The sequence below is a fragment of the Candidatus Pelagibacter communis genome (assembly GCF_001180185.1).
Taxonomy (GTDB): Bacteria; Pseudomonadota; Alphaproteobacteria; order Pelagibacterales; family Pelagibacteraceae; genus Pelagibacter; species Pelagibacter ubique_F.
The window spans coordinates 68,743-83,050 of record NZ_CVSS01000043.1 but is presented as its reverse complement, the minus strand read 5'-3'; the positions used below and the strand labels follow the sequence as shown (position 1 = coordinate 83,050).

Sequence of the window (14,308 nt, the reverse complement as noted above, 5' to 3'; positions counted from 1 at the left end):
AACTGATTCGTATGAATATAGATTACACAGTCACTGCTTTAATGTTTCCCGCAATTCCTTTAATAATGGGAGTGTATAGCAATAGATTTCATTCCTTGAGCGCGTTAATTAGAGAGCTTCATGATGAACACGTCTATGAAAAACATGTTCCACCTGAGTGGAAAAAACAGTTCATAAATTTAAGTGGAAGAATTACTTTGCTAAGATGGTCAATTATGTTTGGCGCATTTGGTTTTTTATTCAATATGCTTACAGTGTTGGGTTTGTATTTAAATGAGGTTTTTATAGCTAGATTAATTTTTGGATCCTGTTGTTTATCAATGATGATCTCAATAATTTTTTTTATTAGAGAAATTCATGTTTCAACAAACGCTTTAAGATTACATATGTCAGACATGGATGTTAGAGTTGATTAAGGAATGATAATAGCAGGCCCTAAAATTTTTCTTTTTTCTAAATCTTGGTGAGCTTTAACAATTTCACTTAAAGGATATTTATTAAAAATTTTTAATTCAAATTTTTTGTTTATGAACATTTCAAATACTTTTTTTGCTGCTTCATCTAGTTCTTCTCTTGTTGAAGTGTAATGAGCAATACTCGGTCTAGTTAAATATAAACCTTTTGGTGCAAGAGATTTAGTAACATTACAAGGATCCAAAGGGCCTGATGCATTTCCAAATGAAACCATCATTCCTCTTGTTTTAAGACAGTCAATAGAACCATCAAATGTTTTTTTACCTACACCGTCATAGACGACGGGAACACCAACTCCATTAGTTATTTCTTGAACTTTTTCTGCAAAATTTTCTTTTGAATAATTAATAACATGGTCGCAACCGTTGGATTGTGCTATTTTAATTTTTTCATCAGATCCTACAGTTCCGATTACTTTACAGCCTAAACTTTTAGCCCATTGACAAAATATTTGCCCAACACCACCAGCAGCTGCATGAAATAATATGGTTTCACCAGATTTTACTGGATATGTTTTATGAAGAAGATAAAAAACTGTGAAACCTTTAGTCATTAAAGTAACTACATTTTCTAGATTAATTTCTTCAGGAACTTTTACTAATTTTTTTGTTGGAAAAATTCTATGTGTTGCATAGGAGCCAATTGGCATTGATGCATAAGCCACTCTATCTCCAACTTGAAAATTCTTTACATCGGGACCAGCTTTTTCTATTATACCTGCACCTTCGATTCCAATATTTGATGGAAGTTCAACAGGATAAAGTCCAGACCTATGATATGTATCAATATAGTTTAAGCCAATAGCTTGATTTTTTATCAAAACCTCACCAGATTTCGGATCCTCAAGTTTAATATCTTTAATTTCCAAAACTTCTGGACCACCAGTTTTGCTAATTACTACAGCTTTCATAATTTATTTTACAAATGTATCATTATGATAATCCTGAACAGCTTGCAAGATTTCAGCTTTAGTATTCATCACAAATGGCCCACCTCTAGCAATTTCTTCATTAATTGGTTTTCCTGAAATCACTAAAAATTTTGTATCTGATTTACCCTTCACTTTTAAATCCTCACCTTTTGAAAGTAATATTAGAGTACTATCTTTCACACTATCATGTTTTTTTTCACCAATTTCAATTTCTCCACTAATTAAATAAATAAATGAATTATGAGTAGTTGGTAATTTAAAATTAAATTCTTTATCTTTATTTAGTTCAACATCAAAATAAACTGGTTCAACATTATGTCCTTTGACAGGACCCTCAGCTTTTTCAAATCTACCAGCTATAACTTTTACATGCTTCTCACTATCTTTGTGAATAGCCATTTTTTTAGCATCAATATAGATATATTCTGGTTTGCTCATTTTTAATTTAGCAGGCATGTTAATCCATAATTGAAAACCATGAAGTTTACCTTCCTTCATTGCCGGCATTTCTGAATGAATAATACCACTTCCTGTTTTCATCCACTGAACATCACCAGCTGTCATTCTACCTTCACCACCAGTGCTATCTTTATGCTCAAAGTCACCTGCTAACATATAAGTTACTGTTTCAATTCCCCTATGAGGATGCGGTGGAAAACCAGCAATATAATCCTCACTGTTTTCAGAACCAAATTCATCTAACATTAAAAAAGGATCAAAATAATTTGGTTCTACACCAATACTTCTTTTTAATTTTACTCCTGCACCATCAGATGCTGGTATAGGATCAATAATTTTATTTACTTCTATAATTTTCATATGTTTCGATATAAGAATTATTTAGATTAAATCAAGCAACTTATGAAGATCTTTAATTTCATATTTTGGTAAATAATCTAAATTGTCAAAAATATTATTATTTCTATTTACCCAAATAGAATTAAAACCATAATTGCCACCACCAGAAACATCCCAGGTATTTGCACTTAAAAAAGCAATTTCATTTTTTTTAATTTTATATTTATTAATCGGTATGTCATAAACTTTTGAATTTGGTTTGTAAATTTTCACTTCTTCAATTGAAAAAATATCGTCAAATAAGTTTTCTAAATTGTTACTTTTTACTAATTCATTCAGCAAGGATGGTGTTCCATTAGAAAGAATAGATAATTTGAATTTTCTTTCCTTTAGTGTTTCTAAAGTTTCACGAACTTCCTTAAAAGGTGAGAGAACTTTATAGAGATTAAGCAATTCATCTCTCATTGAAGGGTCTAATTTAAAAGCTTTTATAGATTTATCTAGGCTATCTTCGGTTATCTGCCAAAAATTTTTATGTCTCCCCATCAAACTTCTAAGCCAGGTGTACTCTAGCTGAGTGGTTCTCCAAAAATTTGCAAATGGCTCCCATTTATCTCCAATTTTATCTTTACATTTTTCAGCAGCAGAATTGACATCAAACAATGTGCCATATGCATCAAAAATTATTGCTTTAATATTTTTCATAAACTAATTTAACATAAATGAGCAATATTAGATTATTTTTTTCAAATTTATTATCAGACAACTTGACTGGTAAATTAGATAAATCTCAATCACATTATTTAACCAATGTAATGAGAGTCAAGGAAAATGAAGTTTTTTCTTTATTTAATAAAGATGGAGAATGGGAGTCCAAAATTTTAGGAATATCTAAAAGTATTGTTGAGTTTAAAACTATAAAACAACTAAGACAAAAAAAAAATATGAAAGAATTATGGCTAGCATTTTCACCAATCAAATCAAACTATCAGAATTTTATAATACAAAAAGCTACAGAACTTGGAATAACTAAATTTTTACCAATTATTTTTGAAAGAACAATTGTTAGAAAAATTAACAAAGAACGTCTAGAAAAAATAGCTATTGAAGCTACCGAACAATCAAATCGTATTAATGTGCCTTTGATTGAGCCTACTCAAAATTTAGATAATTTTTTAAAAAAAAATTCAATGGATCTAATATTTACTGATTTAAATTCAGATAATAAAAAAATTGATAGAACAAAGTTAACAGATAAACCTATTTGTATTATAATAGGCCCTGAAGGTGACTTTTCAGAGACTGAAAGAGAGGAGATTCTCTCTTTTAAAGGTGTTCAGCCTCTAAAAATTAATGAGAATATTTTAAGATCAGAAACAGCTGTGATATCAGCTATTTCGATCATAAATTATGTGATTAATTGATAAATTGTCGCGAAAACTAAAGTGTAATTTTTATAAAAGAGCTTTATATAGCTATTAAATGAAAAAATTTTTTTACATATTTTCAGGAATTTTTTTATCTCAAAATGCAATCGCTAATCAGCCAATTGATTGGCAATTAGGTTTTCAAAAAGCAGCATCTGAGTCTATGAGAGATATTGTTAATTTTCATGATAATTTACTATTACCAATAATAATTGCAATTAGTGTCTTTGTACTATTTTTGATGGTTTATACTTGTATAAGATTTAGAGCTTCAGCAAATCCAGTTCCTTCAAAAAGAACTCATAATGTTACCGTGGAGGTTCTGTGGACTCTTATTCCATGTTTAATTTTGATAGTAATGGCAGTTCCGTCATTTAAAATTTTATATAAACAAGATTTAATACCTAAAGCAGATGTTACTGTTAAAGCAATAGGTTATCAATGGTATTGGGGATATGAGTATCCAGATGAAAACATAATTTTTGAGTCATATATGGTTGAGGATAAAGATTTAAAAGATAATCAACCAAGATTATTAGCTGTAGATAATGAGTTAGTTGTCCCAGTGAATAAAGTTGTAAAAGTTATGATAACTGCAAATGATGTGCTTCATGCCTGGGCTTTACCTTCATTTGGAGTCAAAAGAGATGCTGTGCCTGGAAGAATAAACGAAACTTGGTTTAAAGCTGAAAAAGTAGGAACATATTATGGACAATGCTCAGAACTTTGTGGAATAAAACACGCATTCATGCCAATTGCAGTCAGGGTTGTTTCTGATGAGGAGTATAAGGAGTGGTTATCTGAGGCAAAAGATAAATTTGCAAAAGATGTTGAAAAAGAGGAAAATTTAAAAATAGTGAGTAAATAAAATATGTACACAAAAACAGTATCACACGAAGATCATCATACACCAACTGGCTGGAAAAGATGGGCCTACTCTACTAATCATAAAGATATAGGAACTATGTATCTTATATTCGCGATAATTGCTGGTGTAATCGGCACAGCTTTTTCAGTATTAATGAGAATGGAATTAATGCATCCAGGCGATGGTATTTTAGGTGGAAATTATCATTTGTACAATGTTTTAGTTACAGGCCATGGTTTGATCATGATTTTTTTTATGGTGATGCCTGCTATGATTGGCGGGTTTGGAAACTGGTTCGTTCCAATAATGATCGGTGCACCAGATATGGCTTTTCCAAGAATGAATAATATTTCATTTTGGTTGCTACCTACTTCATTTATTTTATTAATAATGTCAATTTTTATGGACGGCCCTCCAGGACAAACTGGTGTTGGAGGAGGTTGGACAATCTACCCACCTTTATCATCTAAAGCTGGTCAACCTGGACCTGCAATGGATTTTGCTATTCTAAGCTTACATTTGGCAGGAGCCTCATCAATTTTGGGAGCAGTGAATTTTATAACAACAATTTTGAATATGAGAACTCCAGGCATGACATTACATAAGATGCCATTGTTTGCTTGGTCAATCTTAGTCACAGCATTTTTATTGCTTTTGTCTTTACCAGTTCTAGCTGGAGCAATTACAATGCTTTTAACAGATAGAAATTTTGGAACAGCTTTCTTTGAGGCCCAAACAGGTGGTGATCCAGTATTATTTCAGCATCTATTTTGGTTCTTTGGACATCCAGAAGTTTATATATTAATTTTACCTGGCTTTGGAATGATCAGTCATATTGTTTCAACTTTTTCAAGAAAGCCAGTATTTGGGTACTTAGGAATGGCATATGCGATGGTCGCAATAGGAATAGTAGGTTTTGTTGTATGGGCACATCATATGTATACTGTTGGTCTAAGCACCGACACAAAAGCATACTTTTTAGCAGCAACAATGATCATTGCAGTTCCAACTGGAATAAAAATATTTTCCTGGATAGCTACGATGTGGGGAGGATCAATATCATTCAAAACTCCAATGGTTTGGGCTTTAGGATTTATATTTCTCTTTACAGTTGGTGGAGTGACCGGAGTAGTTCTTGCCAATGCTGGAGTAGATACAGCAATGCATGACACATATTATGTAGTTGCTCATTTTCATTACGTATTATCTTTAGGTGCAGTTTTTGCAATATTTGCAGGCTTTTATTATTGGTTTGGAAAAATGACTGGTTATGAGTATTCAGAATGGATGGGACAATTACACTTTTGGTTAACTTTTATTGGAGTAAACCTTGTTTTTTTTCCTCAACATTTTTTGGGACTTGCAGGAATGCCAAGAAGATATGCTGATTATCCAGATGCTTTTGCTGGCTGGAATTATATTTCATCAATAGGCTCTTATATTTCTGTAATTGGATTATTGGTATTTTTTGCAAACCTTGCTTATGCATTTTACAAAAAAAAGGCTGCTGCACAAAATCCGTGGGGAGAGGGTGCCACAACTTTGGAGTGGACTGTGCCATCACCACCAAATTTTCATACTTTTGAGGAATTACCAAAGTTTGAAGATAGTGTTGAAAAATCTACTACATAAATAAGTAGTTCAGGTTTAAAACTTTAAAAAAATGATAAAGTCTAGAACAAAAAACAGAAATTTTAGTCAAGAAGACGCTTTTAACTTATCTGAATTATTTAAATTAATGAAACCAAGGGTTATGTCTTTGGTAATTTTTACATGCGCAGTTGGCTTATTAATGGCACCTAATATCATTCCAACTAAAGAAGCAATAATTGGAATTGTATTAGTTTCAATTGGTGCAGGAGCTGCTGGTGCTTTGAATATGTGGTATGAGTCAGATTTAGACGCACTTATGACAAGAACTTGTTTAAGGCCGATACCTACAGGCAAAGTGAATAAAAATCAGGCGCTTGTATTTGGGATTTTTCTATCTGTTTTTTCTGTTATTGCATTGGATTATTACTCAAACAGAATATCTGCTTGTTTATTATTATTTACAATTCTTTTTTACGTATTTATTTACACAATTTGGTTAAAGAGAAAAACTCCCCAAAATATTGTGATTGGTGGCGCAGCAGGAGCTTTACCTCCAGTCATTGGTTGGACTATAGCAACTGATTCTCTTTCATTTGAACCTTTAACTTTTTTCTTGATTATATTTTTTTGGACTCCCTCTCATTTTTGGGCGCTAAGTTTATACAAATCAAGTGATTATAAAAAAGCAAAAATACCAATGTTACCGCTAACGAATGGTATAGAAAGCACAAAATTGAATATATTTGTTTATTCAATTACGATGCTTCCAGTTATAATTTTACCTTATGTTATTGGTTTTGTAGGATTGATATTTTTAATTCCATCTTTAATTTTGACAATTTATTATAATTACTTATGTTTTGAACTTTATAAATTTAAAAAGAACAAATTTGACGCAAAAAAAGCTAGATCAATCTTTGGATATTCAATTCTCTATCTTTTCTTGATATTTGTTCTTTTTCTAATTGATAAGATTTTATGATTACACCTGACAAAAAAACTAAAAAAAAAAATGTTTATACCGCTATAGCAATATTAGCATTTATGGTTTTTTTGTTTATTTTTACATTATATAACGTTGGGGTATTTGATAGACAGATATGATTAAAAAAAAAACATTAACCCCAATTCTTTTAGCTGGAATCTTTGTATTAATGTTAGGGTTATCTTTTGCAGCTGTTCCATTGTATGATTTATTCTGTAGAGTAACTGGTTTTGGGGGAACAACTCAAGTTTCTAAAGAAGCACCTAAAATAGTATTAGATAAAGTTGTAAGTGTTAGATTTGATACAAATGTAAATAATCTTGAGTGGGACTTTAAAGCAAAATCTAATGTAATTGATGTAAAAGTTGGTCAAGTTAATAAAATTGAATTTGAAGTTGAAAACTATGGGGATGAGACTGCCTATGGCGTTGCCAGCTTTAATGTTTCACCTGCAAGTCTTGGAAAATATTATAGTAAACTAGGATGTTTTTGCTTTGAAAAGCAGGAGCTTAAGGCTGGCGAGAAAGCTACGTATGTTATGACTTTTTATTTAGATCCTGAGCTGGTTAATGATCCAACTACAAAAAATCTTCACGATGTTACTATGTCGTATACTTTTTTCTCGACAGATTATTATAAACAATCATAATTAATTAAAATGTCTACTGAAAAAAAACACGATTATCATTTAGTTGATCCAAGTCCATGGCCTATCTATACATCATTTGCATGTCTAGTTTTAGCTATAGGAACAATTTTTTACATGCACAATGATATTTCGTGGGGAATGTATTTAGGATTAGCCTTATTAATTTATGGTGCTTACATGTGGTTTAGAGATGTTGTAATTGAAGCTGAACATCAAGGACATCATACTCCAGTTGTTCAAATTCATCATAGATATGGAATGACATTGTTTATTGCATCTGAGGTTATGTTTTTTGTTGCATGGTTTTGGGCTTATTTTGATATTAGTTTATTTCCAAATGAATTTGTTGGAAATGTTTGGCCACCAAAGGATATTGAAACTTTTGACCCCTGGGACATACCTTTAATAAACACTTTGGTTTTACTTTTATCAGGCACCACTGTAACTTGGGCCCATCACTCTTTATTAGAAGATGATAGAAAAGGATTTATTCAAGGTTTAACTTTAACTGTTATTCTTGGAATATTTTTCACTATGCTTCAAGCATACGAATATCATCATGCTACATTTGATTATTCTGGACACATTTATGGAGCAGTATTTTATATGTCAACAGGTTTTCATGGTTTTCACGTAATTGTTGGAACAATATTTCTAGCAGTGTGTCTTTGGAGAGGAAAGCTTGGTCACTTTACTAAAGATCATCATTTTGGATTTGAAGCTGCAGCTTGGTATTGGCATTTTGTTGATGTTGTATGGCTATTCTTGTTTGCAGCAATTTATATCTGGGGAAGTTAATTTTAATCTTTGAAGAATAAATTATTATTTTCAGCTTTTGTTTATTTTATTATTTTAACTCTTTTATCTCTAGGGTTTTGGCAAATTTATAGATTAAATTGGAAATTAGATCTAATTGAGCAAATAGAAAATTCCTTAAAAAATGATCCTGTAGAATTATCCAACATTGAAAAAAAAAATTATCTTAGAATAAAAACAAGTGGAGAGATTGATTTTGATAATCAAATTTACTTGTACAATTTAAATGATGTAGGGAAACCTGGATTTGAAGTAATTAATCCAATAAAAATTGGTGACGAAAATTACTTAATAAATAGGGGATGGATACCTTTTGAAAAAAAAGATCTACCTGAAATAAATTTAGTTGATCAAAATCAAATAGTCGGTACTCTTATGCTGCAAACTAAAGCAAGTTCATTTAAGCCAGAAAATGATATTCAGAATAATTATTGGTTTACTTTGAATAGAGAAGATATTTCAAAATTTACTGGAAGAAATTTTTCTGAGTATCTTATCTATTTAAACGGTGATTATAAAATTCCAAAACCAAGAGTGATTACTGCTAAAATTTCAAATAATCATAAGAAGTATGCAATTACTTGGTTTTCTATGGCGATTTCAATTCTTTTAATATATTTATATTTTAGGAAAAAAAATTATTAAATGAGATACGTAAGTACAAGAGACATATCAAAAACCTTTGAATTTAAAGACGTTTTCATCAAAGGCCTTGCTGATGATGGAGGCTTATTTATTCCAGAAACAGTGGTTAAATATGATGAAAAAGAAATTAGAGATTTAAAAAAACTTAGTTATTCAGAATTAGCTAAAAAAATTGTTTATCCTTTTATAGGTAATTTCATGTCTCAAGCTGAATTGAGTAACATTATTGATAAATCTTACTCTACGTTTAGAAAAGATAATGTTGTAGATTTCATAAAGCTTGGAGACAGGACAGTGTTAGAACTGTTTCATGGTCCAACTTTAGCTTTCAAAGATATTGCTATGCAACTTTTGGGTAACTTTTACGAGTATTACCTAAATAATGAAAATCAGAAGATTAATATTGTTGTTGCTACATCTGGAGACACTGGTGCCGCAGCAATTGATGCAATTAGAGGTAAAAAAAACGTCAATATTTTTGTGCTTCATCCAGATAATCGTGTTTCACCAGTTCAAAGAAAATTAATGACAACAGGTAAAGATGAAAACGTATTTAACATAGCCATAAAAGGAAATTTTGATGATTGTCAAAACTTGGTCAAATCCATGTTTGCAGATAAGAAATTTTCAAGTGACATTAAAATGTCAGGCGTAAACTCTATTAACTGGGCGAGGATTATTGCTCAAAGTGTTTATTACTTTTATAGTTATTTATCAGTTGAAGATGCAAGCGAATCAACAAATTTTTCAGTACCGACAGGAAATTTTGGAGATGTGTATGCAGGATATTTAGCCAAAAAAATGGGCTTGCCGATAGATAAGTTGATTGTTGCAACTAATCAAAATGATATTTTGCATAGAGCAATCTCAAAAGGAAGTTATGAAGCAGAAAAGGTTTCAGAAACTATCTCTCCAAGTATGGACATACAAATAGCTAGTAATTTTGAAAGACTTATATTTGATCTTAATAATGGAGACGATCAACAGACTTCTCTAGATATGAAAAATATTAAAGAGAAGGGACAGTATTTAATAAATGATGATAAATTAAATAAAATTAGTGAAAACTTTTTATCAGCAAGAATGAGTGAGGATGAAACTTTAGAGGTTATTAAAAAGGTGTATGAAAAATATTCTGTAGTTTTAGACCCACACACAGCTATTGGATATGGTGCTTTCGACAAACATAACTTAAAAGGAAATAATATTGTATTAGCAACTGCACATCCTTGTAAATTTCCTGATGCCGTTTCCAAAGCTATAAATTTAAAATCTGATTTACCAAAAGAACTCGAGTTTATTTTGAATGAAAAAGAAGATTATGATATAATTGAAAATAATTTAGAAAAAATTAAAAACTACATTACAGGTAAAACAAAATGAAAATTAAAGAAGGGGAACAACTTCCAAATTCAGAATTTTATTATTTAGACTCAAGTGGAGCAGCAAAAAAAATAACTACAACAGAAGTTTTTAAAAATAATAAAACAATTGTGATTGGTGTACCTGGAGCATTTACAAAAGTTTGTTCCACAAAACATCTGCCAGGGTATGTTAATAATTACGAAGAAGCAAAGAATAAAGGGGTTACAAAAATTATTTGTGTTTCAGTTAATGATCCAAATGTGATGAAAGCATGGGGTGAAAGTCAAAAAGTTGAAGATAAAATATTTATGGCTGCAGACCCATATTGTGAATTTACTAAATCAATTGGAGCAGAAATAGATAGACACGATCGGGGCCAGGGAATGAGGTCAGCAAGATTCACAATGTTAATTGACGACAATGTTGTAAAGAAAATACAAGCAGAAGAAGATACTGCCACTTGTGAAATTTCAGCAGCTCAAAATTTTTTAAAATTAATCTAAATTTGCTGCTTTTTTAGCTAGTAAGTCCACCTCTTCATTTAAAGGGTTTCCATCATGAGCTTTAACCCAATTCCATTGAATATTAAGCGATTTATTTAAATTATATAGATCAATCCATAAATCTTTATTTTTAACATCTTCTTTTTTTGAGGTTTTCCAATCATTAGCTAGCCAAGTATTAATCCACTCAGTTATTCCATTTTTTACATATTGAGAGTCAGTATATATTTTTATTTCAACACCAGGCTTCATATCTTTTAATGCATTAATTGGGGCTAATAACTCCATTCTATTATTTGTTGTATTTTTTTCGTTACCACTAATTTTTTTCATTTCTTTTCCATCATTTATAATTGCAGCCCATCCACCATTACCTGGATTTGTTAAACAAGAACCGTCTGTATAAATTGTAATCATTAATTTAAATAATCTTTAAATGAACTTATATTATTGTGAGAAAGTAATTTTTGATAATATTCATTAGGGTCTTTAATTTTAATCAATGCTGTTTTTGGTGTATTTGAGTAGTCATACAATCTTGTTAATAAATATCTTAATGCTGCACCTCTACACAAAATATTTATAGATTTTTTTTCTTTCATTGAAAGTTTTTTAACTCTTTCATACCCTTTGATTAAATTTTTAATTTTTTTGTTATTTAAATAGAATTTACTCTTTTTATGATCAAAACAAAGAGCATTGATGCATATAGCAATTTCATACATAAAATAATCATTAGCGGCAAAATAAAAATCAATAATTCCAGAAAGTTTATTTTTTTTGAAGAAGATATTATCTATAAATAAGTCACCATGGATAATACCTTTGGGCAATAGTTTAGGCCAATTTTTATTAATATCTTTCAGGTTATTGTTTAAGAATAATTTTAAATTTGAAAACTTTTTTGACTTAAATTTAATACTTTCCAACAAAGGTTTTAAATTCTTAATACTCATCGAATTTTTTCTTTTAAGCTTCATTGTATTTGTGACCATATGCATTTGAGCAATTGTTTTACCAACTGTATAACAATCATTAATATTTAATATTTTTTTATCTTTACCTTCTAAGAATGATACAATACATGCAGTTTTATTTTTTAATTTAATAAGATATTTATTATTTCTAGTTTTCAAAGGCTTAGGACAATTTATTTTTGAATTATTTAAATTATCCATCAATTTCATAAAAAAAGGTATTTCTTTTTGTAAAACTCTTTTTTCAAATATAGTTAAAATGTATTTTTTCTTTTTTGATTTAAGAAGATAGTTTGTGTTTTCTATTCCTTGCTTAATACCTTTAAAACTTATTACTTTATCAATATTAAAATTTTTATTAATAATATTAATTTCTTTTTGATTTATTTTTGTATAGACAGCCATTTTTAGTTTAATTTTTTTGGAACTTTAAATACTACATCTTCTTTAATAATTTCAACTTCATCGATACTTATAGAAAATTTATTTTTTAAATCATTAATAAAATTTTCAACTAATATTTCTGGTGCAGATGCTCCTGAAGATATACCTATAGTATTGCAATTTTCTATTTGATCAAACGGTATTGAGCTTTCTGAGTGAATAAGTTGTGAATTTTCACAGCCAGATTTTTTTGCTACCTCAACTAGCCTAACAGAATTTGAAGAGTTTCTACTTCCAATAACAAAAAACATATCACAATTTTTTGCAATATTTTTTACTGCCATTTGACGGTTAGTAGTTGCATAACAAATATCTTCTTTCATTGGTTCTTTTATATTAGGAAAATTGGTTTTTAAAATTTTGATTATTTCTTTTGTATCTTCAACTGACAAAGTAGTCTGAGTAATATATGCTAATTTTTTGTCTAGTTTATTTTGATAGTTTAAAGCCTCCTCCTCATTTTGGATTAGATCTATAGAACCTTGATTTAATTGACCCATAGTTCCAATTACTTCAGGATGATTTTCATGACCAATTAATATTATATGGTAGCCAGCTTTATTAAGATTTTCTGCTTCTCTATGAACCTTAGAAACAAGTGGACATGTTGCATCCACATAAGTCATTTTATAATTTTTTGCATCTTCAGGTATTTTTTTTGGAACACCATGTGCTGAAAAAATTACTGGTCTTGATTTATCTTTTATCTCATCCAGCTCTTCAACAAATATTGCCCCCTTTTTTTTTAAATCATCTACAACATATTTATTATGTACTATTTCATGACGCACATAAACTGGAGCTCCAAATTTTTGTATAGATTTTTCTACTATTTCAATTGCTCTTTCTACTCCAGCACAAAATCCACGAGGTGCAGATAATAATATTTTTAATTCTTTATTTTTCATTTTTTTCTAAAAAATATTCCAGCAATATATGTGGAAAGGTTAAAGACGCCAAACCTATAAATATTATTTTTAAAATTGCACTATCCAAATTGTATGAATTTTCTAGCAGATATAGCGCAATAAAAGAAAAAATAGCTGTCAAAATTGTTAATGGTAAAGCTTTTTTAACAAACAATCTAAATCCATTAACTAAACTATTTGGATCAAGATCAATAGCTAGTGAAATCGAATGTCTGATTGAATGTAAAAAACAGAAATAAACAGTAAAAGCTATTAGTGGAGATAAATAGTAATTTAAAATTAAAATTGAAAAATAATCTAAAAAAATTACAAATTTTTTGATTTCAAAATTCTTTAGAAAAAGAAAAATACTAGACAGGGTACTGCAGAATATTCCTATTTGAATTACATTATTTGTCTCAATAAAATTTAAACTAGAATAAAATGCCCCATTATCAATTAATAATAATTTAAAAATCGCTATTGTCTCCTGAAAATGAAAATATAATGGAGCAAGTATAATTAATAATCCCTTAAAAAAATAAAGTATTTGAGTGAAATAAGATCTATCATTAGTCAAAAATTGTGTATCCTCTTTTCCGAAGTGATAGGAGGCAATCATTAAAAAAACAATTAAAGTTATTGATGGCAATATTATCCAAGTTAGTATTACTATTGCTGCAATTAGAATATAAGTGATATAGAATATATAAGTTGATTTTATATTAAATAATCTTAGCAGTTTTTTTCCTTTTATATGATCTAAAGACCCATGGGAAACACCTATAATTAAAATTAAAAGTAAACACAAAATTGATGAAATATTTAAATTATTAAACTTAAATAGCAAAATACAAAAAAGGTTTACAACAAAGAAAAAAATAAATGAATGATTAAGATTTATTTTTTTTATTTTATTGATCAT

General features: G+C 29.4%; 17 protein-coding genes. 10 read left to right on the top strand and 7 right to left on the bottom strand.

Annotated elements, in window-relative coordinates:
* The first annotated feature begins 11 nt into the window (after nt 1-11).
* Nucleotides 12-416 (top strand): DUF2721 domain-containing protein, encoded by a 405-nt coding sequence (locus AMN95_RS03235; RefSeq protein WP_075522545.1) that lies wholly within the window; start codon nt 12-14, stop codon nt 414-416.
* Here the strand turns inward: AMN95_RS03235 and AMN95_RS03230 are convergent.
* The 3 genes from AMN95_RS03230 to AMN95_RS03220 are packed head-to-tail and all read right to left on the bottom strand — an operon-like array spanning nt 413 to nt 2,908.
* Complete coding sequence (locus AMN95_RS03230) at nt 413-1,384, bottom strand: quinone oxidoreductase family protein (RefSeq protein WP_082256660.1); 972 nt, start codon at nt 1,382-1,384, stop codon at nt 413-415. The two genes, AMN95_RS03235 and AMN95_RS03230, sit on opposite strands and share 4 nt — an antisense overlap.
* A 3-nt stretch (nt 1,385-1,387) precedes the next feature.
* Complete coding sequence (locus AMN95_RS03225) at nt 1,388-2,224, bottom strand: pirin family protein (protein ID WP_075522543.1); 837 nt, start codon at nt 2,222-2,224, stop codon at nt 1,388-1,390.
* A 21-nt stretch (nt 2,225-2,245) separates the two neighbouring features.
* A complete protein-coding gene (locus tag AMN95_RS03220; RefSeq protein WP_075522542.1) occupies nt 2,246-2,908 on the bottom strand; it encodes a haloacid dehalogenase type II in 663 nt (220 codons plus the stop codon).
* A 17-nt stretch (nt 2,909-2,925) separates the two neighbouring features.
* Here AMN95_RS03220 and AMN95_RS03215 point away from each other — a divergent pair, with 17 nt between their 5' ends.
* The 9 genes from AMN95_RS03215 to AMN95_RS03170 all read left to right on the top strand — a co-directional run bounded on the left by AMN95_RS03215 (nt 2,926) and on the right by AMN95_RS03170 (nt 11,054).
* A complete protein-coding gene (locus AMN95_RS03215) occupies nt 2,926-3,627 on the top strand; it encodes an RsmE family RNA methyltransferase (protein WP_075522541.1) in 702 nt (233 codons plus the stop codon).
* 58 nt (nt 3,628-3,685) lie between these two features.
* The gene (gene coxB, locus AMN95_RS03210) at nt 3,686-4,498 is read left to right on the top strand and encodes a cytochrome c oxidase subunit II (protein WP_075522540.1); all 813 of its coding nucleotides are present in this window, start codon (nt 3,686-3,688) and stop codon (nt 4,496-4,498) included.
* A gap of 3 nt (nt 4,499-4,501) precedes the next feature.
* On the top strand, nt 4,502-6,130 hold the full coding sequence (ctaD, locus tag AMN95_RS03205; protein WP_075522539.1) for a cytochrome c oxidase subunit I: 1,629 nt from the start codon (nt 4,502-4,504) through the stop codon (nt 6,128-6,130).
* Between the two features lie 31 nt (nt 6,131-6,161).
* Complete coding sequence (cyoE, locus tag AMN95_RS03200) at nt 6,162-7,073, top strand: heme o synthase (RefSeq protein WP_075522538.1); 912 nt, start codon at nt 6,162-6,164, stop codon at nt 7,071-7,073.
* 118 nt (nt 7,074-7,191) lie between these two features.
* Nucleotides 7,192-7,725 (top strand): cytochrome c oxidase assembly protein, encoded by a 534-nt coding sequence (locus AMN95_RS03190; protein ID WP_179850347.1) that lies wholly within the window; start codon nt 7,192-7,194, stop codon nt 7,723-7,725.
* A gap of 9 nt (nt 7,726-7,734) precedes the next feature.
* On the top strand, nt 7,735-8,523 hold the full coding sequence (locus tag AMN95_RS03185) for a cytochrome c oxidase subunit 3 (RefSeq protein WP_075522536.1): 789 nt from the start codon (nt 7,735-7,737) through the stop codon (nt 8,521-8,523).
* A gap of 9 nt (nt 8,524-8,532) precedes the next feature.
* Nucleotides 8,533-9,186: an SURF1 family protein gene (locus tag AMN95_RS03180; RefSeq protein WP_075522535.1), complete on the top strand. Its 654-nt coding sequence runs from the start codon at nt 8,533-8,535 to the stop codon at nt 9,184-9,186.
* Entirely contained in the window at nt 9,187-10,569 is a 1,383-nt protein-coding gene (gene thrC / locus AMN95_RS03175; protein ID WP_075522534.1) for a threonine synthase, read from the top strand.
* Nucleotides 10,566-11,054 carry a peroxiredoxin family protein gene (locus AMN95_RS03170; RefSeq protein WP_075522533.1) on the top strand — a complete coding sequence of 163 codons (489 nt, stop codon included), beginning with the start codon at nt 10,566-10,568 and terminating at the stop codon, nt 11,052-11,054. Before thrC ends, AMN95_RS03170 begins: the two co-directional genes overlap by 4 nt.
* Here AMN95_RS03170 and rnhA read toward each other — a convergent pair.
* From rnhA to AMN95_RS03150, 4 genes are read right to left on the bottom strand one after another with little or no spacing between them, the layout of a single operon-like run.
* A complete protein-coding gene (gene rnhA / locus AMN95_RS03165; RefSeq protein WP_075522532.1) occupies nt 11,046-11,471 on the bottom strand; it encodes a ribonuclease HI in 426 nt (141 codons plus the stop codon). The genes AMN95_RS03170 and rnhA overlap by 9 nt on opposite strands.
* Nucleotides 11,471-12,436 (bottom strand): homoserine kinase, encoded by a 966-nt coding sequence (locus AMN95_RS03160; protein WP_075522531.1) that lies wholly within the window; start codon nt 12,434-12,436, stop codon nt 11,471-11,473. The genes rnhA and AMN95_RS03160 overlap by 1 nt, the downstream gene beginning before the upstream one ends.
* 2 nt (nt 12,437-12,438) lie before the next feature.
* Nucleotides 12,439-13,383: a 4-hydroxy-3-methylbut-2-enyl diphosphate reductase gene (gene ispH / locus AMN95_RS03155; protein ID WP_075522530.1), complete on the bottom strand. Its 945-nt coding sequence runs from the start codon at nt 13,381-13,383 to the stop codon at nt 12,439-12,441.
* Entirely contained in the window at nt 13,373-14,308 is a 936-nt protein-coding gene (locus AMN95_RS03150; RefSeq protein WP_075522529.1) for a Brp/Blh family beta-carotene 15,15'-dioxygenase, read from the bottom strand. The genes ispH and AMN95_RS03150 overlap by 11 nt, the downstream gene beginning before the upstream one ends.